The organism is Streptomyces finlayi (genome assembly GCF_014216315.1).
In the GTDB taxonomy this organism is placed as follows: Bacteria; Actinomycetota; Actinomycetes; order Streptomycetales; family Streptomycetaceae; genus Streptomyces; species Streptomyces finlayi_A.
In genome coordinates, this window is the sequence record NZ_CP045702.1 from 5,395,679 (window position 1) to 5,420,072 (window position 24,394).

The window sequence follows — 24,394 nt, forward strand, 5'->3', positions numbered from 1 at the left end:
GGGGGAGGGCGGGTAGCGGGCCGTGTCGGTGGTCCTCCGTAGACTGGTCCCGTGACCGAGCAGCCCGACCCCAGCGACAACAGCTTCGACGAGATCGTCGACGCCGAGACCCAGCGCGACCCCGACCTGGCGGTGATCGAGGCCGGGAGCCGCACACTGCGCACCCATTCGGGACCGCCGGAGGGCGCCGAGGTTCCCACCCGTCCCACCGACCCGGAGACCGACAAGGCACTGCGCGCCGTCGAGCGGGAGCTCGCCGGCCGCTGGGGCGAGACCAAGCTCGAACCGTCGGTGACCCGCATCGCGGCACTGATGGACGTGCTCGGTGACCCGCAGCGCGCGTACCCCTCCATCCACATCACGGGGACCAACGGCAAGACGAGCACGGCCCGCATGATCGAGGGCCTGCTGAACGCCTTCGACCTGCGCACCGGCCGCTACACCTCGCCGCACGTCCAGTCGATCACCGAGCGGATCAGCCTGGACGGCGCCCCGGTCGAGGCCGAGCGCTTCATCGAGACGTACGAGGACATCAAGCCGTACGTCGAGATGGTCGACGCCCAGCAGGAGATCCGGCTGTCGTTCTTCGAGGTGCTGACGGGCATGGCGTACGCGGCCTTCGCCGACGCGCCGGTCGATGTCGCGGTCGTCGAGGTCGGCATGGGCGGCACCTGGGACGCGACGAACGTCATCGACGCCACGGTCGCGGTCGTCACCCCCATCTCGCTGGACCACACGGACCGCCTCGGCAACACGCCCGCGGAGATCGCGGGGGAGAAGGCCGGCGTCATCAAGCAGGACGCGACGGTCATCCTGGCGCAGCAGCCCGTGGACGCAGCTCAGGTGATGCTGAAGAAGGCCGTCGAGGTGGACGCCACCGTGGCCCGCGAGGGCATGGAGTTCGGCATCGTCTCCCGGGAGATCGCGGTCGGAGGCCAGTTCCTGACCCTGCGCGGACTCGGCGGCGAGTACGACGGGATCTTCCTCCCGCTGTACGGCGCCCACCAGGCCCGCAACGCGGCGGTCGCGCTCGCCGCGGTCGAGGCCTTCTTCGGCATCGGCTCCGAGCGGAGCGGCTCGCTGGGCATCGAGGCGGTCCGCAAGGCGTTCGCCTCGGTCGTCTCGCCGGGCCGCCTCGAAGTCATGCGCAGCAGCCCGACCGTGGTCCTGGACGCCGCCCACAACCCTGCGGGCGCCCGCGCCGCAGCGGAAGGGCTGACGGAGGCGTTCAGCTTCTCGCGGCTCATCGGAGTGGTCGGCACGAGCGGCGACAAGGACGTCCGGGGGCTGCTCGAAGCCTTCGAGCCGATCTTCGCCGAGATCGTCATCACGCAGAACTCCAGCGGTCGTGCGATGAACGTGGACGAGCTGGCCGCGATCGCCGTGGAGGTCTTCGGCAACGACCGCGTGCAGGTCGAGCCGCGCCTCGACGACGCGCTGGAGGCGGCGATCACCCTGGCCGAGGAAGAGGACGAGTACGCGGGAGCGGGCGTCCTCGTGACCGGTTCCGTGATCACCGTCGGCGAGGCCCGACTGCTTCTGGGAAGGGGCTGACCGTGCGTATGCTCTGCGCGTCGACACTGATCGGCGAGTTCTTCGTCATCGGCTTCGCCGGCCTGGTGGCCATGAAGTCGGACGGCCTGTCCACGGCCACGGTGTGGACGGTCTGCGGCATCGGCATGGTGCTCTCCGTGCTCCTCTGCGGCCTCATCACCCGCCCCGGCGGCGTACAGCTGGGCTGGGCGTTCCAGATCGCCCTGGTGCTGAGCGGCTTCTTCGTCCCGGCGATGTTCGTCCTCGGTCTGGCCTTCGGCGCCCTGTGGTGGGCCTCCGTGCACTACGGGCGCAAGATCGACGAGGCGAAGGCCAGGTGGGCGGCGCAGGAGGCGGCACAGACCCCGGCGGCGGGCTGATGTCCATCGTGCCGTCGCCCGTCGGTGACGGCACGTAAACCCGGCCGCCGGCCCGTTCGGGTACCCCTGTAATCTCGCTTTTCACCGCACCCGTATGCCTGCAAGGAGCCGTACATGACTCAGCGCACCCTCGTCCTTCTGAAGCCCGACGCCGTCCGGCGTGGGCTGATCGGCGAGATCGTCGGCCGCATCGAGCGCAAGGCCGGCTGGCAGATCACCGCGCTGGAGCTGCGCACGCTCGACCAGGAGACTCTGGAGCAGCACTACGGGGAGCACAAGGGCCGTCCGTTCTACGAGCCGCTCGTCGAGTTCATGGCATCCGGCCCCGTCGTCGCTCTTGTGGCCGAAGGCGAGCGGGTGATCGAGGGCGTCCGCGCCCTCGCCGGTCCGACCGACCCGATCGCCGCCGCGCCCGGCTCGATCCGTGGTGACTTCGGCTCCATCACCCGCGAGAACCTCATCCACGCCTCGGACTCCGCGGAGTCCGCAGAGCGAGAACTGAAGCTGTTCTTTCCCGGACTTTCCTGACCTCGGATCAGCCAAACAGCGCTCATGACCTGGGGCGACCGAAGTAATTCGGCCGCCCTTCGGCATAGGGTCAGCGATCGCGGGAACGCATCCTTCCGACGTATCGTCACCATGAGTGGAGCGGGTACCCGTTCCACCCGCATTGGCGAAGGACCGTCGCGCTGTGTCCGTGCTCACGGCACTACGATGGAAGCTTCCACGCCCACAGCGCCAACCTCGCCTACCAAAAACAAGCCAATCGCTTCAATTGGGAAGGCCCGACGCATCCTCATGGGGAACAAGGGGAACTCAATGTCGTTCATCGGCCGTGACATGGCTATCGACCTCGGGACTGCCAACACGCTGGTGTACGTCAGGGGGCGCGGCATCGTTCTGAACGAGCCGTCCGTCGTGGCCATCAACACCAACACGGGCGGCATCCTCGCGGTCGGCTCCGAGGCCAAGAAGATGATCGGCCGCACGCCGGGCAACATCGTTGCCGTGCGGCCGCTGAAGGACGGCGTGATCGCCGACTTCGAGATCACGGAGCGCATGCTCCGCTACTTCATCCTCAAGATCCACAAGCGCCGCTATCTGGCCCGCCCCCGCGTCGTCGTCTGTGTGCCCTCCGGCATCACAGGGGTCGAGCGACGCGCCGTCATCGAAGCATCGACGCAGGCCGGCGCGCGTCAGGTGCACATCATCGAGGAGCCCATGGCGGCTGCCATCGGCTCGGGCCTGCCGGTCCACGAGGCCACCGGGAACATGGTCGTCGACATCGGCGGCGGCACCACCGAGGTCGCGGTGATCTCGCTCGGCGGAATCGTCACTGCCCAGTCGATCCGGGTCGCCGGTGACGAACTGGACAACGCGATCATCCAGCACATCAAGAAGGAGTACTCGCTCCTCCTCGGTGAGCGGACCGCCGAACAGATCAAGATCACGATCGGTTCCGCGTACGAGCTGGAGAAGGACGAGCACACCGAGATCCGGGGCCGCGACCTCGTATCGGGGCTCCCCAAGACCGTCGTCATCTCGGCCGCCGAGGTCCGCAAGGCCATCGAGGAGCCGGTCAACGCGATCGTCGACGCGGTGAAGACGACGCTGGACAAGTGCCCGCCGGAGCTCTCCGGTGACGTCATGGACCGGGGCATCGTCCTCACCGGTGGCGGCGCGCTGCTGCGCGGTCTCGACGAGCGGCTCCGCCAGGAGACCGGCATGCCGATCCACATCGCCGAGGACCCGCTGGACTCCGTGGCGCTCGGCGCCGGCAAGTGCGTCGAGGAGTTCGAGGCGCTCCAGCAGGTGCTGGACGCCCAGCCGCGCAGGTGACCGATCCCTCGGTCGGCCCCCACGCCCCGACGGGTGCGGGGGCCGGGCGGACGCTGCCGCCCCGCATGACACAACGTTGACATACAGGCACGAACATTCCGACGAGGAAGGCACGGCCGCCGCACGTGAGGGACACACGAGAGAGCCGGCTGCTCCTGGTGCTGCTGATCGCCACCGCGTTCGCACTGATCACGGTGGACATCCGTGGCGGCGAGGAGTCACCGGTGGACGGCGCCCGGCAGGCCGCCGCAACGGTCTTCGGACCGGTCGAGAACGGCGTCGCGGCAGCAGTGGACCCGGTGGGCAACGCCATAGGCGCCGTACGGGATTCCGGTGACCGGCACGACCGGATCGCGGCCCTCGAACACGAGAACGCGGCGCTGAAGGCGAAGCTCGGCAGCGACGACCGCAACCGCAGCCGCGTCCGACAGCTCGACGCGATGATGAAGAACGCGGGCGCCGGGCAGTACGGCATCAAGGCCGCCGAGGTCATCGCCATAGGAGCGGCCCAGGGCTTCTCCTGGACGATCACCATCGACGCCGGTGCCAACGACGGCCTCAAGCGCGACATGACCGTACTCAACGGTGAGGGGCTGGTCGGCCGGGTCACCACCGTCGGACCGAACACCGCGACCGTCCTGCTGGCCAACGACCCCGACTTCACCGTCGGCACCCGGATGGAGAAGACCGACGAACTCGGCTTCGCCACCGGCCAGGGTTCACGGCCGCTCTCGGTCCAGTTCCTCAACGGCAAGGCCAAGGTGAAGAACGGCGACCGCCTCGTCACCTTCGGCTCAAGCAAGGACAAGCCGTTCGTGCCCGGAGTCCCCGTCGGTGAGGTCGTCCGCGTCGACCCGTCCGGCGGCGCCCTGACCCGGACGGTCTACGTGAAGCCGTACGTCGGCTTCACCAAGCTCGACATCGTCGGCATCGTCGTCCAGGCACCGCGCGAGGACCCCCGCGACATGGTCCTGCCCAAGCAGCCGAAGAAGCCCGAGAAGCCCAAGCCCACACCGACGGTCACGGTCACCCTCCAGCCCAACGGCGACCTCGTCGACGGCAGCGGAAAGGTCGTCGGGAACGTCAACGAGACCGACAAACCCGCGGAGAACCCCGCCGACCCGCAGGGCAACGCCGACCCCGCCGACCCGCAGGGCAACGCCGACCCGGCCGATCCCGCCGGCAACACCGCACCCGACCAGGAGTAGAGCTGATCCCCATGCGCCTCAACCGGACTCTGCTCTCCGTCGCCCTGGTCGTGTTCGCCCTCGTCGTCCAGGTATCCGTACTCGCCCGGCTCCAGCTCCCCGGCGCCGTCCCCGACCTGCTGCTGCTCGTCGTGGTCGCCCTCGCCCTCGTCTACGGGCACGTCAGCGGCGCCCTCATCGGCTTCGGCGCGGGGCTCCTCGCCGATCTGGCACCTCCCGCCGACCACGCCGCCGGGCGCTACGCCCTGGTGCTCTGCATCATCGGCTACCTCGTGGGCCTGGCCAGGCCGGAGAACGGGCAGCTCAAGTCGGCGTTCGTCCCGATGGCCGTCGTCGTCGCCGCGGCCGTCGGATCGACCCTGCTGTACGCGGGTGTCGGCGCCCTCGTCGGTGACACGGCCGCCCGCCATGTTGGCCTGGGCAGTCTGCTGTTCACCGCCGCGGTCTACGATCTGCTCCTCGCGCCGTTCACCGTGCCGCTCTTCATGGCGATCGCCAGACGTACCGACAACGACCCGCTCGCCGAGAGTTCGAGCGGCGGCGGCGGCGGCGTCGCCGCCGGCTGGCTCTCCTCGGGCACAGGACTTCGTATCGGCAGCCAGCGCGGCGGACTGCGCGTCAAGGCCGCCCGCAACCGCGCCGCACGCGCCGGAAGGATCAAGGGGGTCAAGCGACTGTGAGGCCGGACCAGCACCTGACCACCACCGGGGGCGCCGCGTGAGCAACATTCCCGAGACCGGACGGACCCAGCGGGTCCAGATCCGCCTCATCGTCATTCAGGTCCTCGTCTTCTCCCTGCTGCTGACACTCGGCGGCCGTCTCTGGTACCTCCAGATCCGCAACGGACAGGAGTACACCGACGAGGCCAAGAACAACCACGTCCAGCAGGTCGTCCAGCCCGCCGTCCGCGGCGCCATCCTCGACGCGCGCGGCGTACCCCTCGCCGACAACGAGACCCGTCTCGTCGTCTCCGCCAGCCGCACCGAGCTGATGAAGATGAAGGACGACGGCGAAGGCGTCCTCACCCGGCTGGCCGAAGTCCTGGACATGAAGCCCAAGGACGTCCTCGACAAGGTCCGCCTCTGCGACTCCAAGACGCCTCAGCCCTGCTGGAACGGCTCGCCCTACCAGCCCATCCCGGTGACGGACGAGGCCACCACGCAGCAGGCCCTCCAGATCCGTGAGCGCGCCGAGGACTTCCCCGGCATCACCGCCGAACCCACCGCCGTACGCCGCTACGCGGCACCCGGCAAGGCCAACACCGCCCAGGTCCTCGGCTACCTCTCGCCGGTCACCGACGAAGAGCTCACCAAGGCCCAGGACAGCGACTCCCCGTACCTCCGCTCCGACCAGGTCGGCCGTTCCGGTCTGGAGCGCACGTACGACAAGGAACTGCGCGGCAAGGCCGGCGTCACCCGCTACGAGGTCGACAACCTCGGCCGCGTCATCGGAGAGGCCGAGAACGACAAGGCGGAGCCCGGCGCGAGCGTCGTCACCTCCATCGACGCACGGGTCCAGGCCGTCGCCGAGTACGAACTGAACAAGGCGATGGAGACGGCCCGCAAGGAGATGGACCGCAACACCAACGAGCTCTACAAGGCCGACTCGGGCGCTGTCGTCGTCATGGAGTCGAAGACCGGCCGAATCGTCTCGATGGCCTCCCTGCCCACCTACGACCCCAACGCCTGGGTGGGCGGCATCTCCGCCAAGGACTACGCGAAACTCACCGGCAAGAATTCCAACTTCCCGCTGCTGAACCGGGCCATCCAGGGACAGGCAGCCCCCGGATCCATCTTCAAGGTCGTCTCCTCGACCGCCGCGGTCAACGCCGGCTACTCCTTCGACGGCAACTACCCCTGCCCCAGCTCCTACTCCATCGGCGGACAGGTCTTCAAGAACTTCGAGTCCCAGGGCTACGGCAGCATCACGCTCGGCCGCGCCCTCGAAGTCTCCTGCGACACCGTCTACTACGGCCTCGCGCACAAGGAGTGGCAGCGGGACGGCGGCACCCAGCCGAAGAAGAAGGCCAACGACTGGTTCTACAAGACGGCCCATCAGTTCGGTCTCGGCAAGGAGACCGGCATCGACCTCCCCAACGAGGTCACCGGCCGCGTCCCCGACCGCCAGTGGAAGGAGAACTTCTTCCGGCTGAACAAGGACGGCTGGTGCAAGCAGGGCAAGAAGAACGGCACGTACGTCGAGATCATCGCGTACGAGAACTGCCTCGAGGGCGACAAGATGCGCGCCGGTGACTCCGTCAACTACTCGATCGGCCAGGGCGACACCCTCGTCACACCGATCCAGATGGCGACGATCTACGCGGCCATCTCCAACGGCGGCACGCTGTACAACCCGACCGTCGGCAAGGCCATCGTCAGCGGCGACGGCAGGACCGTCCGCGAGATCGCGCCGAAGTCGCACGGCAAGCTCCCCTTCCAGGGAGACACGCGCGACGAGATAGACGAAGCCCTCGCGGGTGTCGCGACCCGGGGCAGCGCCGCCTGGCGGTTCGGCGGCTGGCCCCAGGACAAGATCCCGATGCACGCCAAGACGGGCACGGCCGAGGTCTACGGCAAGCAGACGACCTCCTGGTTCGCCACCTACACCGATGACTACTCGATCGTCATGACGATCTCCCAGGGCGGTACGGGTTCCGGCGCGTCCGGGCCCGCCGTGCGCAACATCTACAACGCGCTCTACGGCCTCGACGCCGCAGGCAAGCAGGACCCGAAGAAGGCCCTCCTGCCCAAGCCGCAGAAGACGCTGCCGAAGATCCAGCCCGACGGATCGATCAACGCACCGACGATCAAGCCCTACGTCCCGCAGAAGCCCCTCCAAGAGGGACAGCAGGCACTCGCGGGAGCACCGGGAAGGCGCGACTGATGGCCGGCTTCTCCGTCTCCCGATACGGCCCCGAGCGGTCCTCCTGGGGCAGGATCACCGCCCGCGACTCCCTCGTACGGCGGCTCGACTGGCCGCTGCTCGGCTCCGCGCTCGCGCTCTCCTTCATCGGCTCGCTGCTGGTCTGGTCGGCGACCCGCAACCGTGACGCGCTCACCCAGGGCGACCCGTACTTCTTCTTCTTCCGGCACGCGCTCAACACCGGAATCGGCGTCGCCCTGATGATCGGGACCATCTGGCTCGGCCACCGCACCCTCCGCGGCGCCGTCCCGGTCCTCTACGGCCTCTCGGTGGTCCTGGTCCTGGCGGTCCTCAGCCCGCTGGGCGCCACGGTCAACGGCGCCCACGCCTGGATCAAGATCGGTGCCGGCTTCTCCCTCCAGCCCTCCGAGTTCACCAAGATCACGATCATCCTCGGTATGGCCATGCTGCTCGCCGCCCGCGTCGACGCCGGCGACCAGCTGCACCCCGACCATCGCACCGTCGCCAAATCGCTCGGCCTGGCGCTCATCCCGATAGCGATCGTCATGCTGATGCCCGACCTCGGCTCCGTCATGGTGATGGCCGTCATCGTCCTCGGCGTGCTCCTCGCCTCCGGCGCGTCCAACCGCTGGGTCTTCGGACTCCTGGGAGCGGGCAGCGTCGGCGCCGTCTCGATCTGGCAGCTCGGCCTCCTGGACGACTACCAGATCGCCCGGTTCGCCGCCTTCGCGAACCCGGCACTGGACCCGGCGGGCGTCGGCTACAACACCAACCAGGCCCGTATCGCGATCGGCTCGGGCGGCCTCTTCGGGACCGGCCTCTTCAAGGGCTCGCAGACCACCGGCCAGTTCGTCCCCGAGCAGCAGACGGACTTCGTCTTCACCGTCGCCGGAGAGGAACTGGGCTTCCTCGGCGCGGGACTGATCATCGTCCTCCTCGGCGTCGTCCTGTGGCGCGCCTGCCGGATCGCCCGCGAGACGACCGAGCTGTACGGCACGATCGTCGCCGCCGGGATCATCGCCTGGTTCGCGTTCCAGTCCTTCGAGAACATCGGAATGACCCTCGGCATCATGCCGGTCGCCGGACTGCCGCTGCCGTTCGTCTCGTACGGAGGGTCATCGATGTTCGCCGTGTGGGTGGCGGTCGGGCTGCTCCAGTCGATCCGGGTCCAGCGGCCGATCACCGCCTGATCCACGGCCGGACGGCCGCCGCCCCCTGGCCCCTGAGCGCGCAACCCGTCTAGATTCGGTATATGGCGGACGCGAAGCGCGAGATCGAGCGGAAGTACGAAGCCACTTCCGATACCCGGCTGCCCGACCTGACGAGGGTGGCCGGGGTTTCGGACGTCACCCACCACGGCGTCACCGAACTCGACGCCGTCTACTACGACACGGAGGACCTCCGGCTCGCGGCCGGCTCCCTCACCCTGCGGCGCAGGACCGGCGGCGCCGACGAGGGCTGGCACCTCAAACTCCCGGTCGCCCCCGGGGTCCGCGACGAGATCCGGGCCCCGCTCGGCGACACCCTGCCGCACAGCCTCGCCGGACTGCTCCGCTCCAGGGTCCGGGACGCCGACGTACTCCCCGTCGTCCGGCTGCTCTCAGCCCGGGACGTCCACCACCTCGTCGACGCGGACGGCGCCCTCCTGGCCGAGCTGAGCGTCGACGAGGTCCTCGCCGAACGGCTCACCGGGCGGGGCCGGGGCACCACCGCCGCGTGGACCGAGATCGAGGTCGAACTCGCGGACGACGGCGACCCCGCCTTCCTCGACGCCGTCGAGAAACGGCTTCGCAAGGCCGGAGTACAGCCCTCCGCCTCCGCCTCCAAGCTGGCCAGGGCCCTCACGGAGACGACCCCCGCCGAGACGCGCCGGCCACCGGAGAGGAAGCGGGCGAAGCAGAAGAAGACCCAGCCGCTCCCGACCGCGGGCGACCACGTCCTCGCCTACGTCCGCGCCCAGGCCGAGGCCCTCATCGCCTACGACCCGGCCGTACGCCGAGGACTCCCGGACTCCGTGCACCAGATGCGCGTCGCCACCCGCCGGCTGCGCAGCGCCTTCAAGACGTACCGGAAGATCCTCGACCGGACGGTCACCGACTCCCTCGGCGCCGAGCTGAAGTGGCTGGCCGACGAGCTCGGCGTCGACCGCGACCGGGAAGTCCTCGACGAACGCCTCCACACCCGCATCGCCGGACTGCCGTCCACCCTGCTGCTGGGCCCCGTGCGCAGCCGCCTGCGCATCTGGTCGGTGACCCGGCGCACCGGCTCGGAACGCCGCATCACGGCCGTACTCGACGGAAAGCGCTACGTGGCGCTCCTGGAGTCCCTCGACGCGCTCCTCGCCGACCCGCCCCTGCTGCCCGCCGCCGCCCGGGAGCCCCGGGACGCGCTGCCCCGTGCCGTACTCAAGGACTACGAGCGGCTCGCCACCCGCGTCGGCCACGCCGTGGACCAGCCGCCCGGCGAGGACCGGGACTTGGCCATGCACGAGGCCCGCAAGGCGGCTAAGCGCGCGCGGTACGCGGGGGAGGCGGCCCGGCCCGCGCTCGGCAGATCGGCCAAGCGGTTCGCCAAGCGGATGAAGGCCGTACAGGAGGTCCTCGGCGACCACCAGGACAGCGTGCTCGCCCGTGACGCCCTGCGGGACCTGGGGATCCAGTCGCACGCGGCGGGGGAGAGCGCCTTCACCTGGGGACTCCTCCACGGACAGGAACAGGCGGCCGCCACGGACATGGAGCGGACACTGCCCGAGGTCTGGGCCAGGGCCTCCCGGCCCGGCGTCCGGTCGGCGTTGAAGGGCTGAGCCCCGGGGTACGCTGGATGGTCACCCCTGCCAGCTCACGAAGGTCCCCAGATGTCTGCCGAGTCGGTCTTCCCACAGCTCGAAGCTCTGCTCCCGCATGTGCAGAAGCCTATCCAGTACGTCGGCGGTGAGCTCAACTCCACCGTCAAGCCGTGGGACGAATGCGACGTCCGCTGGGCCCTGATGTACCCGGACGCGTACGAGGTCGGACTGCCCAACCAGGGCGTCATGATCCTGTACGAGGTTCTCAACGAGCGCCAGGGAGTCCTCGCCGAACGCACGTACAGCGTCTGGCCGGACCTCGAAGCGCTGATGCGCGAGCACAAGGTGCCGCAGTTCACCGTGGACAGCCACCGGCCCGTCGGGGCGTTCGACGTGTTCGGCCTGAGCTTCTCCACCGAGCTCGGCTACACCAACATGCTCACCGCCCTGGACCTCGCGGGCATCCCGCTGGAGGCCGAGGACCGCACCGTCGACGACCCGATCGTGCTCGCGGGCGGCCACGCGGCCTTCAACCCCGAGCCGATCGCGGAGTTCATCGACTGCGCGGTCATCGGCGACGGCGAGCAGGCGGTCCTGGAGATCACCGAGATCGTCCGCGCCTGGAAGGCCGAGGGCCGCCCCGGCGGGCGTGAAGAGGTGCTGTTCCGCCTCGCGAAGACCGGCGGCGTCTACGTCCCGCGCTTCTACGACGTCGAATACCTCCCCGACGGCCGCATCGGCCGCGTCGTGCCCAACAAGTCGGGCGTGCCGTGGCGGGTGTCCAAGCACACCGTCATGGACCTCGACGAGTGGCCGTACCCGAAGCAGCCCCTCGTCCCCCTCGCCGAGACCGTCCACGAACGGATGTCCGTCGAGATCTTCCGCGGCTGCACCCGCGGCTGCCGTTTCTGCCAGGCCGGCATGATCACGCGCCCCGTGCGGGAGCGAAGCATCACCGGCATCGGCGAAATGGTCGAGAAGGGCCTCAAGGCGACCGGCTTCGAAGAGGTCGGTCTGCTCTCGCTCTCCTCCGCCGACCACTCGGAGATCGGCGAGATCGCCAAGGGCCTCGCCGACCGGTACACCGAGGACAAGATCGGTCTCTCGCTGCCCTCGACCCGTGTCGACGCTTTCAACGTGGACCTGGCCAACGAGCTGACGCGTAACGGCCGTCGCTCCGGCCTCACGTTCGCGCCCGAAGGCGGCTCCGAGCGGCTGCGCAAGGTCATCAACAAGATGGTCTCGGAGGAGGACCTGATCCGTACGGTCTCCACCGCGTACGGCAACGGCTGGCGCCAGGTGAAGCTGTACTTCATGTGCGGCCTGCCCACCGAGACCGACGAGGACGTCCTCCAGATCGCCGACATGGCGGTCAAGGTGATCGCCAAGGGCCGCGAGGTGTCCGGACAGAACGACATCCGCTGCACCGTCTCCATCGGCGGCTTCGTCCCCAAGCCGCACACCCCGTTCCAGTGGGCGCCGCAGCTCAGCGCCGAGGAGACCGACGCCCGGCTGAAGAAGCTCAGGGACAAGATCCGCGACGACAAGAAGTACGGCCGCTCGATCGGTTTCCGCTACCACGACGGCAAGCCCGGCATCGTCGAGGGCCTGCTCTCGCGTGGCGACCGCCGCATCGGCTCCGTCATCCGCGCGGTCTACGAGGCCGGCGGCCGCTTCGACGGCTGGCGCGAGCACTTCAGCTACGACCTGTGGATGAAGAGCGCCGAGAAGACGCTGCCCGACTTCGGCGTGGACGTCGACTGGTACACCACCCGGGAGCGGACGTACGAGGAGGTCCTGCCCTGGGACCACCTGGACTCCGGTCTCGACAAGGACTGGCTGTGGGAGGACTGGCAGGACTCGCTCGACGAGACCGAGGTCGAGGACTGCCGCTGGACGCCCTGCTTCGACTGTGGCGTGTGTCCGCAGTTCGACACATGGCCACAACTGAGCGAGAGCGGTAAGAAGCTGCTGCCGCTCTCGGTTGTGAAGTAGAAGGCGTCGCACTCCGCATCCGAGTGACAACTCGGTGACGAAGGCCCGGTTCCGTAAACCACGGACCGGGCCTTCGCGTCATCCCCGTCATGGACCAGGAAGCGCAGCCCACTCCGTACGGAAAGCACCAGGCGCCCGCGCGGTACGAGCCGGGCGACGGCTGTCTGACCACCCTGGTCAGGATTCCGGTGCGGATCGTGGTGCTGGTGTTCGTCCTGCCCGTACGGATGGTCTGGGACGTCCTCGTCGCAGGCGCCCGTGGCGCGGACCGCGTCCTCCTGCGTCCGCTCGGCCGGGGGCTGGCCCGGCTCTTCGACGTACTGGTCGCGACTCCGGCGGTGTGGCTGTACCGCTCCGTCCTCACCCCCCTCGGCCACGCGCTGCGGTGGCTCGCGACCGCCCTCCTGGTGTGGCCGTGGGTCGGTCTGTGGCGTTACGTCGTCGTCCCCGTGGTCCGCTACGGCATCGCCGTTCCGCTCGGCTGGTTGTACGCCGCCGTCCTCACCCCGCTCGGGCACGGCCTCGGGTGGATCGGCCGCACGCTGCTCGCACCCGCCGGACGGGGGATCGCCCGCGCGCTGGGGTGGGTGCTGACCGCGCTGTTCGTGTGGCCGGTGGTGGGCCTGTGGAAGTACGTCCTCACCCCGCTGGGCCACGCGCTCACCTGGATGGCGCGGAACCTGGTCGCGCTGCCGCTGATGTGGTCGTACCGGCGGCTGCTGACCCCGCTCGGCCACGGCACCGTGTGGCTGCTCACCGTCCTGCTCGTCGTCCCCGTCGTCTGGACGTACCGGCGGATCCTGGCCCCGGTCGGCCGCGAGCTCCTTGCCGCGTTCGCCATGGGGTGGCGCATCGCCGGGTTCATCTCGCGCGCAGTCGGCCGGGTGCTGGCCTGGCTGGCGTGGAATCTCGTCGGCGCGCCGATGATTTGGGCATATCGAAGGGTGTGCACCCCGGTCGGACATTTCGTCCGGGACCACGTCCTGGCACCGGCCCGGCGGGCGGTTCTGGAGGCGGGACGCGCGGCGCGCAGCGCGCTGGGCGCGGCACGGGAAACCGTGCGACAGGCCCGCCGCGACGCGTGGAGAGCACTCGCAGGAAAGCGACGGGTGGCCCAGCCCCGGGAACTCAACGGGTCCGCTGCGCGTAGGCTGGGTGGCGAGCACCATGCAACGACTGATCCCAGCGCGGCGCCCGCACCCGAGATCTCCCCGCTGACAGCGCAAGCCGTCAAGCGGGGGTGAGCCGGAGCGGACACCCCGGGGCACCCCATACTTCGTGGGCGGTACGCCACCGCGTCCGCCCCGCACCGAGGAGAAGAACCACTGGGCAAGCGACAGCCCGAAGGTCCGCCGCCCGCACCGGCAGTGCAGCGCATCCGACTGCGCTACACGAAGCGGGGCCGCCTCCGGTTCACCAGTCACCGAGACTTCCAGCGTGCCTTCGAGCGGGCGCTGCGCCGCTCCGAGGTGCCCATGGCGTACTCGGCGGGCTTCACGCCCCACCCGAAGGTCTCCTACGCCAATGCCGCTCCCACCGGCACGGGCAGCGAGGCCGAGTTCCTGGAGATCGCGCTCACCGAGGCGCGTGACCCGGACACCCTGCGGGACCTGCTCAACGAGTCGCTGCCCGACGGCCTGGACGTCACCGACGCGGTGGAGGCCCGCACATCGGGTCTCGCCGACCGGCTGACCGCCTCCGTATGGGAGCTGCGCCTCGACGGTGTGACCGTCGAGGACGCGGCGAAGGCCGTTTCCGCCTTCATGGCAGCCGAGGCCGTAGAGGTCCAGCGCCGTGCGAAGAACGGGATGCGCACCTTCGACGCCCGCGCCGCCGTCGCCGACCTGCAGGCTCTTGATCCACCGGCTGATAGGCCCGGGGACAAGCCCTGTGCGATACTGCGGCTGGTAGTGCGGCACGTGACACCTGCCGTGCGACCCGACGACGTCCTGTCCGGTCTCCGCGTTGTGGCCGACCTGGCGCCGCCGGTCCCCGCAGCGGTGACCAGGCTGGCGCAGGGGCTCTTCGACGAGGAGTCCGGCACGGTGACCGACCCGCTCGCGCCCGACCGCGAGGCAGCCCCGACCGCTACGTCAGCGGTCGCCCCGGCCGCCGTCGCGACGGCGCCGGAAGGTGCAGGTTCCGCGTAAGGCGGTCGTTGTAGCGCGGCCCTCCGACCCGGGAACCACTTGGGTCGGGCCGCGAACTGACCAGAAGACTTTCGCCAGGCCGTACGCACACCGCGTACGGAACCGGCGAGCCAGACATCAGCTCCCGTGCGGCGCCCGCGCCCCGGACGGCGGTATCGCGCACATCACGCGAACCGTGCCGGACCGGAATCAGGCGCGGCGCCCGGGAGCGTGACGGGAGAACAGCCCGCATGCTTGAGCCGACCGAACCCGGAACCAACGGGAACACCGAAGACAGCAACAGCCCCGGCGACAAGCTGCCGCCGCGCCGCAGGCGCCGCGCTGCCTCGCGTCCCGAGGGACCGCCGACCGGCGCGCCGGGAACGGCAGTCGCCGAGGACGTCGCGTCGGCCATACCGGCCGATGACGCCGCGCAGTCCGCGACCACCGGCACGGACGATGCCGCACCTCCGCGTGCCCGCCGCCGTGCGGTCCGCAAGGCGACCGCTCCGGCGGGAGCCCCCGGCGCGACCTCCGAGACCGCTGAGGCTGCTGCGGCCCCTGCGGCCGTAGAGACCCCTGTGACGGTCGAGGCCGCAGCGCCCGCCGAGGCCGAGGCGTCCGCCGCCCCGCCGCGTGCCCGCCGCCGTGCGGTCCGTAAGGCCACGGCTTCAGCCGGTGCGCCGCAGACCGCCGCCGAATCCGTGACCGAGCAGGCCCCGGCCGAGCCGGCCGCCGAGCCGGCCGCGGACATCACTGAAGCATCCGAGGCAGCCGAGGCCCCGGCGGCTCCGCGTGGCCGCCGCCGTGCCGTGCGCAAGGCGACCGCTCCGGCGGGCGCCCCGCAGTCCGCCGAGACCCCCGCAGTCGTGGAGGCCCCCGCAGTCGTGGAGGAGCCCGCCGCCCCCGTCGAGGAGCCGGCAGCCGTACCGGTCGTCGAGGCCCCCCGTGGCCGTACCCGGCGCCGCGCGTCGGCCCCTGCCGGTACGCCGCAGGCCGAGGCACCCGCCGAGCCCGAGACAGTCGTGGAGCCGGTTGCCGAGGCCCCCGCGACGGCCGCGGCCGTCGAAGCGCCCCAGGCCGATGCCGCACCTCCGCGTGGCCGCCGCCGTGCGGTCCGTAAGGCGACCGCTCCGGCGGGCGCCCCGCAGTCCGCCGAGACCCCCGCTGTCGCGGAGGATGTCGTCGAGACCGGCGAGACCCTTCCCGCAGCCGTGGCCGAGGAGCTCGCCGCCGAGCCCGAGCAGGTCGAGGAGGCCGCCCCGCGCGGCCGCCAGCGCCGCAGGGCCACCGCGACGGCCGGCAGGCCGGAGTTCACCGGAAAGGTCGAGGAGCCCGTCCGTAGGAGCCGTCGCGCGGAGCGTCCGGCCGTGGCCGTCTTCCAGGCCCCGGTCTTCGCCGAGCCGATGTTCCAGACCCCGGAGACCGCAGCCGCCGCAGCCGCCGCCACAGGTCCCGAGGCGGAGCAGGACGAGGTCGAGGAGGCCGAGCAGGCCCCCGTGGCCGAGTCCGCCACCGCCGAGACGGTGGAGCAGCCGGCGGAGCCCGCCGAGGCCGCGCCGCAGGGCGGCTCGCGCCGTCGTCGCCGTCGCCGCGGTGAGGCCGCCGAGGCCGCCGAGGCCGAGCCGGTCGCAGCGGGCCCCATCGGCCTTCCGGTCGAGGAGCCTGTCGAGGAAGAGCCCGAGGCCGAGGCGGACGCCGAGCACGAGGGCGAGGAGACGGACGAGTACGGGGACCGGCCTTCGCGCCGTCGCCGTCGTGGTGGCCGTCGCCGCCGTCGTGGTGAGAGCAACGACCTGGACGACGCCGAGCACGGCGAAGAGGCCCCCGCGGACCGTTCCGAGGACGAGGGCGGGCGCACCAAGGAGCACGACGACCACGACGGCGACAACGAGGACGAGGACGACGACTCGGCCTCCGGCTCCAGCAGCAGCCGTCGCCGTCGTCGCCGTCGCCGTCGCAGCGGTGAGTCCGCGGCCGAGGCCGACAACGGTGTGGACGACCCGGAGCGTACGGTCGTCAAGGTCCGCGAGCCGCGTGAGCGCCGTGCGAAGGAAGCCGAGCGCGAGCCGGGCACCGGGTTCGACGAGGTCCAGTCCATCAAGGGCTCGACCCGTATGGAGGCCAAGAAGCAGCGCCGCCGCGAAGGCCGCGAGCAGGGCCGCCGCCGGGTGCCGATCATCACCGAGGCGGAGTTCCTGGCACGCCGCGAGGCCGTCGAGCGGGTGATGGTCGTCCGTCAGAGCGGCGAGCGCACCCAGATCGGCGTCCTCGAGGACAACGTGCTCGTCGAGCACTACGTCAACAAGGAACAGGCCACCAGCTACGTCGGCAACGTCTACCTGGGCAAGGTGCAGAACGTACTGCCGTCCATGGAGGCCGCGTTCGTCGACATCGGCAAGGGCCGCAACGCCGTGCTGTACGCCGGTGAGGTGAACTTCGAGGCGCTCGGGATGGCCCACGGGCCCCGCCGTATCGAGTCCGCGCTGAAGTCCGGCCAGTCGGTCCTCGTCCAGGTGACGAAGGACCCGATCGGTCACAAGGGTGCCCGCCTGACCAGTCAGGTGTCGCTGCCCGGCCGCTATCTGGTCTACGTGCCCGAGGGCTCGATGACCGGGATCAGCCGCAAGCTGCCCGACACCGAGCGGTCCCGCCTGAAGACGATCCTCAAGAAGATCGTCCCCGAGGACGCGGGCGTCATCGTGCGCACCGCCGCCGAGGGCGCGAGCGAGGACGAGCTGCGCCGTGACGTCGAGCGGCTGCAGGAGCAGTGGGAGGACATCCAGCGGAAGTCGAAGAACAGCGGCAGCTCCAACGCGCCGACGCTGCTCTACGGCGAGCCGGACATGACGGTCCGGGTGGTCCGCGACATCTTCAACGAGGACTTCTCGAAGGTCATCGTCAGCGGTGACGAGGCGTGGGACACGATCCACGGCTATGTCTCGCAGGTGGCACCGGACCTGACGGACCGGCTGTCCCGCTGGACCTCGGAGGTCGACGTCTTCGCGACGTACCGGATCGACGAGCAGCTGATGAAGGCGCTGGACCGCAAGGTCTATCTGCCGAGCGGCGGCTCGCTGGTGATCGACAAGACCGAGGCGATGGTCGTCGTCGACGTCAACACCGGCAAGTTCACCGGGCAGGGCGGAAACCTCGAGGAGACCGTCACCAAGAACAACCTGGAGGCGGCCGAGGAGATCGTGCGTCAGCTGCGGCTGCGCGACCTCGGTGGCATCGTCGTCGTCGACTTCATCGACATGGTGCTGGAGTCCAACCGGGACCTCGTGCTGCGGCGTCTGTTGGAGTGCCTGGGCCGTGACCGTACGAAGCACCAGGTCGCCGAGGTCACTTCGCTCGGCCTGGTCCAGATGACCCGCAAGCGGGTCGGCCAGGGTCTGCTGGAGTCCTTCTCCGAGACCTGTGTCCACTGCAACGGACGCGGTGTCATCGTCCACATGGAGCAGCCGACCATGGCCGGCGGCGGTGGTGGTGGCAAGCGCGCCAAGAAGCGTGGCCGCGTTGGTGTGGACCAGGTCCACGAGCACGACCACGAGCAGGCCGACGAGCACGAGAGCGAGCACGAGCACGAGAGCGAGGCCGAGGTCGCGGCGGAGGTCGCCGCTCCGGTGGCGCTGCCCGAGCCGGAGTTCGTCCCCGACGAGGAGCTGTACAGCAGCCCGGCCGAGGCCGAGGCGGCCGCGGGCCGTCGTGGCCGTCGGCGCGCGACCCGGAAGGTGTCGGCTCCGGCCGGCACCCCGAAGGCCGCGGCCGAGCGAGTGAGGGCACCCGAGCCGGTGGCCGAGCCCGAGCCGGTCGTCGAGCCCGAGCCGGTCGTCGAGACCCCGGTGGCCGCTCCGGCCGCCGAGGCCGAGGCGCCGGTCCAGGGCCGTACGCGTCGCCGTGCGACCCGTAAGGCGACCGCACCCGCGGGTTCGCCGAAGCAGGCCGAGACGGTGGAGCCGGTCGCCGAGGAGGACCCTGTCGTCGGGTCACCTGTCGTCTCGGTCCCGGTCGAGGAGCCTGTCGCCGAGGCGCCCGTGGCCGCCGAGGCCGAGGCCCCGGCTCCGGTCGCGGCACCGCGTGTGCGGCGCCGGGCCACCCGTAAGGCCACCGCACCGGCGGGCTCGCCCGCCGGCGCCGAAGAGGCGGAGGTCGTCGTGGTGACGGCCGGGCCCGCGGCCGAAGCCGCTTCGGAGGCCGCCTCCGGCACCGCTTCCGACACGCCGGAGACGGACGCGGAGACGGACGCCGAGACCGAGACGGAAGCGGAGGCGCCGGCCAAGAAGACGGCCCGCAAGGCCGCCGCCAAGAAGGCTCCGGCCAAGAAGGCGGCAGCCAAGAAGACGGTCGCCAAGAAGACCGCCGCGAAGAAGACGACCGCGAAGAAGGCCGCCTCGAAGAAGACGGTGGCCGCCGAGCAGTCGTCGCCCTCCGTGACGGCTTCGGCCCCGGCCTCGCCCGCCGAGTCCGAGTAGGCCAACTGAGCACGTCCTCAGCGGTCGTGCGACACCACGTGCCCCGCCCCGGACTCCCGGGGCGGGGCACGTGCCTGTTTCCGAACTGATGGCTCTGCTGGTCAACAGGCCAGAAATGGCACGAGAAATCCCTGATAATGTGACGGCGGTTGCTGTGCTGTCAGAATCCTCTTTATGGAAACTACACACGGTGACCGGGTGACCGGTGAAGGACAGGCCGGCCCCGGATTCCTCGGCAGGGTGTCGGCATTCCGCCGGTGGGGTTAAGCGCGACCTCGTAAGACGTCCCGCACCTCAGATCTCTGCCAGTAAAGAGCTCTTGCGGTGTTCAAGGAGGACGTCCATGACGAGCATCAACGAGCAGCCGATTCCTGCTGCCCGCCCGGTCATCGGTGAGGAAGAGATCGAGGCCGCCGTACGCGTGCTGCGCAGCGGACGCGTGGTGCAAGGGCCAGAAGTGGCGGCATTCGAGGAGGGCTTCTCGGAGGTGGTCGACGGCCGCCACTGCGTCGCCGTCAACTCCGGCACCTCCGCACTGCATCTCCTGCTGCTCGCGCTGGGCATCGGCCCGGGTGACGAAGTGATCGTCCCCTCGTTCTCCTTCGCCGCGTCCGCCAACGCCGTCCGTCTCGTCGGCGCCGACGTCGTCTTCGCCGACATCGAGCCCGGCAGCTTCGGCCTGGACCCGGCAGCCGTCGAAGCGGCGATCACGCCGCGTACCGCCGCGATCATGCCGGTGCACCTCTACGGTCACCCGGCGGCGATGGACAAGCTCATGCCCATCGCGGACAAGCACAAGCTCGCCGTCGTCGAGGACGCCTGCCAGGCGCACGCCGCCGCCCTCAACGGGACGCCGGTGGGTGCCTTCGGAGCCGGTGGAACGTTCAGCTTCTACCCGACGAAGAACATGCACTCCCTCGAAGGCGGCATGGTCACCACGGCCGACGCCGAGCTCGCCCGCACCCTGCGCCTCCTGCGCAACCAGGGCATGGAGCAGCGGTACGCCAACGAGATCGTCGGCGCCAACATGCGTATGACGGACGTGTCCGCAGCGGTCGGCCGTGTGCAGCTGGCGAAGCTCAACGGCTGGACCGAGCAGCGCCGCGCCAACGCCGCGTACCTCGACGCGCACATCACCACCCCGGCCGTGACCATCCCGCCGGTCGCCGAGGGCGCACGCCACATCTACCACCAGTACACGATCCGGATCCAGGGCGACCGCGACGCCGCGATGGCCGTGCTCACCGAGGCGGGCGTCGGCAACGCCGTCTACTACCCGACGCCGATCCACCGGCTGAGGCCCTACTGGGAGCCGGACCAGAAGGCCGGCCGCACGTGGGACCTGCCGGAGACCGAGCGCGCCGCCGCCGAGGTCGTCTCGCTGCCCGTCCATCCCTCGCTCTCCGAGCGGGACCTGGAGCGCATCGCCGACGCCGTGAACACCCTGGGAGCCGAGCTGTGACCGCCGTACTCAAGGCCGGACTGATCGGCCTCGGTTCCATGGGGCGTCACCACGCCCGGGTGCTCGCCTCTCTCGACGGCGTCACGCTGGTCGGTGTCGTCGACCCGATGGGGGACAAGAACGGCTGGGCGCAGGGCGCTCCCGTGCTGTCCACGGTCGAGGAGCTCCTCGCCCTCGGTATCGACTACGCCGTCGTGGCATGCCCCACCGGGCTGCACGAGGAAGTCGGTCTGCAGCTCGCCGACGCCGGAGTCTGCGCCCTGATCGAGAAGCCGCTCGCGGACACCGTCGAGGGCGCCCGCCGTCTCGTGGACGCCTTCGAGTCGCGCGCTCTGGTGGCCGGTGTCGGCCACATCGAGCGCTGCAACCCGGCGCTGCTCTCCCTGCGCAGCCGCCTGGAGGCCGGCGAGCTCGGTGACGTGTACCAGGTCGTCACCCGCCGCCAGGGACCCTTCCCGCACCGCATCGCCGATGTCGGCGTGGTGAAGGACCTCGCCACGCACGACATCGACCTGACGGGCTGGGTGACCGGCCAGACGTACACCTCGATCGCCGCGCACACCGTGTCCAAGTCCGGCCGCCCGCACGAGGACATGGTCTCCGCCGTCGGCAAGCTCTCCGACGGCACGATTGTGAACCACCTGGTCAACTGGCTGAGCCCGCTCAAGGAGCGCTTCACCTCGGTCACGGGCGAGCGCGGCTGCTTCATCGCCGACACCCTCACCGCCGACCTCACGTTCCACTCCAACGCCGCGGTGACCACCGAGTGGGAGGCGCTCCGCGCGTTCCGCGGTGTCTCCGAGGGCGACATGATCCGTTACGCGATCCCGAAGCGCGAGCCGCTGCTCGTCGAGCACGAGCTCTTCCGGGACGCTGTGCTGGGGGAACCGGCCGACATCTGCACCCTGCGGCAGGGTCTGCGTACGGTGGAGGTGGCAGCATCGGTCCTGGAGTCGGCTGCTAGTGGCGTAACTGTTCGGCTGGATACCGACAGTGCGGCGGGCTGACTTCCCAACAGTGGGCGTACTGCTCGTCACTCCGGTCCTCTTCGCACTTCCATGGAGTGCGAAGAGGGTACCGGCTCGTTTGTCTTGCACCGGAGGAAGTACCCAATGAAATCCCCTGCCCGCCGACCGCGGCTTGCAGTGATTGTCGCCAACGGCATCACGGGCGACTCGCGGGTCCAAAAGACAGCTGTGGCGGCAGCTCGCGACGGCTGGGACGTTACGTTGATCGGGAGGAGCGACACCAAACAGGTCCAGCGGTCCAGGATGGGCCCGATCGAGGTGATCAGGGTTCCCGTGACCTCGGAGTTCGTGAAGTCGGTGAAGTCCCGCAAGGCCCATCCGTTGCGCGGTGCCGTGACTCAGTTCCGCATCCACGACCAGGCGGCGCTGAACCGTTACCGTGCCTCTTACCGGGCCTGGGTACGTCAGACGTCTGCCGAAACCACCTGGTCGGAGCCGCCTCGTCGAGCCTTGCTGAAGGCCGCACTGCGTGCCCGTCGTGCCGTTCATCGGCTGCGGGTCCGCGCCTTCAAGTGGGAACAGCGCCGAACGCCGAAGGACCGGGTCCCGGTCCGTGACTGGCGCCTCGACTGGCCGCAGCTGGTGGATCTGGATCTGGCTTTCGGTCCCGTGATCGAGGAACTCAAGCCCGACGTCATCCACGCCAACGACGCCACCATGATCGTGACCGCTGCACGCAGCGCCGCGCGGCTCCGGGCGAGCGGGCATCGTTGTGCCTGGCTCTATGACGCGCACGAGTACGTCCGCGGTGTCGAGTGGCCCAACCCGCGGCAGGCCTGCGCCATTCCCGCGGCCGAGGCCGAGTTCATCGGTCGTGCCGACGCTGTCGTCACCGTCTCCACGGAGCTGGCCGAACTGCTCAAGGATGACCACAAGCTTTCCCGGCTGCCTCTGGTGGTGGGCAACTCCCCGGTCCGTGAGGTGATCGGGTCCGGAGCGGTGCGGTCGTCCGTCCGCGAGGTGTGTGGCCTGGATCCTCAGGTTCCGCTCATGGTGTACTCAGGATGGCTGGGCCCTGAGCGAGGGGTGGACGCGGTCATCGACGGACTCCCCGAGCTCCCCGGTGTGCACTTGGCGCTTGTCTGCAGCCGGGTGACGCCGCTGCTGGAGGAGCTGCTGGCAACTGCCGCGACGCTTGGCGTGCGAGACCGCATCCATCTGGTGCCCTATGTAGCGCCGCACGAGGTGGCCGACTATCTGTCCTCCGCGGATATCGGTCTGACGCCCTTCAGGCGGGTCCCCAACTGTGAGGTCTCCCTTCCGACGAAGGTTTCCGAGTACCTTCAGGCCGGCCTCCCGCTGGTTACGAGCGATGTGCGTGTGATCAAGGCATACGTGGAGGAGAAGGGGCTCGGCGAGGTTTTCACGTGGGACGATCCGACGAGTTTCGTGGCTGCCGCGTCCCGCGCCCTGAAGGGCCGCCGCGAGCTCGCCGAGCGCATCACCGAGGCTGTGCTCAAGGAGCTCTCCTGGGAGCATCAGAGCGCCGGGCTGCTGGAGCTGTACCGCACGCTGTCGAAGAAGACCCCGCCGGTCTCGCGGGCGGATGTGCCGTGGACGCTCCAGGAGTCCCCGGGTGCCGAGCGGATGGGTGCGAACAGCGGCAAAGCCGGAGCGCCGGTCTGGAACACGCTCGGGTCCACGCGGGTCAAGTTGGGCGTCGGACCAGCAAACTACGCCGGTCAGGGAGCTGCCTTCGCCCAAGCCCTGTCACAGGCAAACCCTGATGTTTCCGTCGAAGTCGTGATGAATCAGCGTGTCGACACGTTCGACTATCCCGCAGACGTGTACGTCGACGCCGCCCGACTCGGTGACCTCGACGTTCAGCTTCAGCAGGTGAAGCGAGTTGTGGGGCGGTACACCCACATGATCGTCGATGCTTTCATGCCGGTCTTCGGAGGGCTCAACGGCGACACGGTCGCGGGCGATCTTGCCGCACTGCGCAAGGCTCGTATCAAGGTGGCGCTCCTGTCGCACGGCAGCGATATCCGGCACCCGGCCCGGCATCTGGAACGGCACGAGTACTCGTTGTTCCGGGATGCTCCGGAAGGTGTGGCCAAGAAGCTTCAGGACAAGGCGGAAGTCAACCGTCGGACCGCCGATGAATGCGGACTGCCGCTCTACGTCACGACTCCCGATCTTCTCGATGACTTGCCGACCGCGAAGTGGGCGCCGCTCGTCGTGGATGTCGCATCGTGGGCGACCGATGAGCCCGTGATGGTGCGAAAGCGACCCATCGTGCTGCACGCTCCCTCCAAGCGCTGGACGAAGGGTACGGACCGCATCATGCCCGTGCTCACCGAACTGCATGACAAGGGCGTGATTGACTTCAGGCTCGCCGAGGGCATTCCCTGGGCCGAGATGCAGGCACTGGTCAAGGAGAGCGACGTGGTCCTCGACCAGTTCACTACGGGCAGCTATGGCACATTCGCCGTGGAGGCGATGGCAGCCGGTAGGCCCGTGATCGGTTACATCAGCGATGCGGTGCAGGCCACCACGCATGGTGCCCTTCCTATCGTCAGCGCCACCCCCGACACCTTGCACGAGGTGTTGGGTTCTCTGATCGACGACCGGGACGAAGCCGCTTCCATCGGACGTGCCTCGGTCGAGTTCGCCCGCACTTATCACGATGGACACTGGACCGCGCAGGTACTGAGCGGTTTTCTCAAGTGACTGG

16 protein-coding genes are annotated in these 24,394 nt (G+C 69.7%); all 16 read left to right on the forward strand.

What is annotated here, in order from left to right:
* The first annotated feature begins 51 nt into the window (after positions 1-51).
* On the forward strand, positions 52-1,554 hold the full coding sequence (gene folC, locus F0344_RS24825; RefSeq protein ID WP_185300880.1) for a bifunctional tetrahydrofolate synthase/dihydrofolate synthase: 1,503 nt from the start codon (positions 52-54) through the stop codon (positions 1,552-1,554).
* 2 nt (positions 1,555-1,556) lie between these two features.
* Complete coding sequence (locus F0344_RS24830) at positions 1,557-1,913, forward strand: DUF4233 domain-containing protein (RefSeq protein WP_185300881.1); 357 nt, start codon at positions 1,557-1,559, stop codon at positions 1,911-1,913.
* A gap of 114 nt (positions 1,914-2,027) precedes the next feature.
* Entirely contained in the window at positions 2,028-2,441 is a 414-nt protein-coding gene (ndk, locus tag F0344_RS24835; protein WP_185300882.1) for a nucleoside-diphosphate kinase, read from the forward strand.
* A 291-nt stretch (positions 2,442-2,732) separates the two neighbouring features.
* Positions 2,733-3,752, forward strand: coding sequence for a rod shape-determining protein (locus tag F0344_RS24840; RefSeq protein ID WP_185300883.1), 1,020 nt, complete (start codon positions 2,733-2,735; stop codon positions 3,750-3,752).
* Positions 3,753-3,877: 125 nt separating this feature from the next.
* Positions 3,878-4,960 (forward strand): rod shape-determining protein MreC, encoded by a 1,083-nt coding sequence (gene mreC / locus F0344_RS24845; RefSeq protein ID WP_185300884.1) that lies wholly within the window; start codon positions 3,878-3,880, stop codon positions 4,958-4,960.
* An 11-nt stretch (positions 4,961-4,971) separates the two neighbouring features.
* On the forward strand, positions 4,972-5,640 hold the full coding sequence (gene mreD, locus F0344_RS24850) for a rod shape-determining protein MreD (RefSeq protein ID WP_185300885.1): 669 nt from the start codon (positions 4,972-4,974) through the stop codon (positions 5,638-5,640).
* Positions 5,641-5,677: 37 nt separating this feature from the next.
* Positions 5,678-7,843, forward strand: a complete 2,166-nt coding sequence (mrdA, locus tag F0344_RS24855; protein WP_185300886.1) for a penicillin-binding protein 2 — start codon at positions 5,678-5,680, stop codon at positions 7,841-7,843.
* Complete coding sequence (gene rodA / locus F0344_RS24860; RefSeq protein ID WP_185300887.1) at positions 7,843-9,033, forward strand: rod shape-determining protein RodA; 1,191 nt, start codon at positions 7,843-7,845, stop codon at positions 9,031-9,033. Before mrdA ends, rodA begins: the two co-directional genes overlap by 1 nt.
* Positions 9,034-9,095: 62 nt before the next feature.
* Positions 9,096-10,646 (forward strand): CYTH and CHAD domain-containing protein, encoded by a 1,551-nt coding sequence (locus F0344_RS24865; protein ID WP_185300888.1) that lies wholly within the window; start codon positions 9,096-9,098, stop codon positions 10,644-10,646.
* Positions 10,647-10,697: 51 nt separating this feature from the next.
* A complete protein-coding gene (locus F0344_RS24870; RefSeq protein WP_185300889.1) occupies positions 10,698-12,623 on the forward strand; it encodes a TIGR03960 family B12-binding radical SAM protein in 1,926 nt (641 codons plus the stop codon).
* Between the two features lie 89 nt (positions 12,624-12,712).
* Positions 12,713-13,867 (forward strand): hypothetical protein, encoded by a 1,155-nt coding sequence (locus F0344_RS24875; RefSeq protein WP_185300890.1) that lies wholly within the window; start codon positions 12,713-12,715, stop codon positions 13,865-13,867.
* Positions 13,868-13,990: 123 nt separating this feature from the next.
* Positions 13,991-14,773, forward strand: coding sequence for a TIGR03936 family radical SAM-associated protein (locus F0344_RS24880; protein WP_185300891.1), 783 nt, complete (start codon positions 13,991-13,993; stop codon positions 14,771-14,773).
* 230 nt (positions 14,774-15,003) lie between these two features.
* Positions 15,004-19,227, forward strand: coding sequence for an Rne/Rng family ribonuclease (locus F0344_RS24885; protein ID WP_185300892.1), 4,224 nt, complete (start codon positions 15,004-15,006; stop codon positions 19,225-19,227).
* Positions 19,228-19,570: 343 nt separating this feature from the next.
* Positions 19,571-20,689: a DegT/DnrJ/EryC1/StrS family aminotransferase gene (locus F0344_RS24890; RefSeq protein WP_185300893.1), complete on the forward strand. Its 1,119-nt coding sequence runs from the start codon at positions 19,571-19,573 to the stop codon at positions 20,687-20,689.
* The gene (locus F0344_RS24895) at positions 20,686-21,696 is read left to right on the forward strand and encodes a Gfo/Idh/MocA family protein (RefSeq protein WP_185300894.1); all 1,011 of its coding nucleotides are present in this window, start codon (positions 20,686-20,688) and stop codon (positions 21,694-21,696) included. Before F0344_RS24890 ends, F0344_RS24895 begins: the two co-directional genes overlap by 4 nt.
* A 105-nt stretch (positions 21,697-21,801) precedes the next feature.
* Positions 21,802-24,390, forward strand: a complete 2,589-nt coding sequence (locus tag F0344_RS24900) for a glycosyltransferase family 4 protein (protein WP_185300895.1) — start codon at positions 21,802-21,804, stop codon at positions 24,388-24,390.
* Positions 24,391-24,394 lie beyond the last annotated feature (4 nt).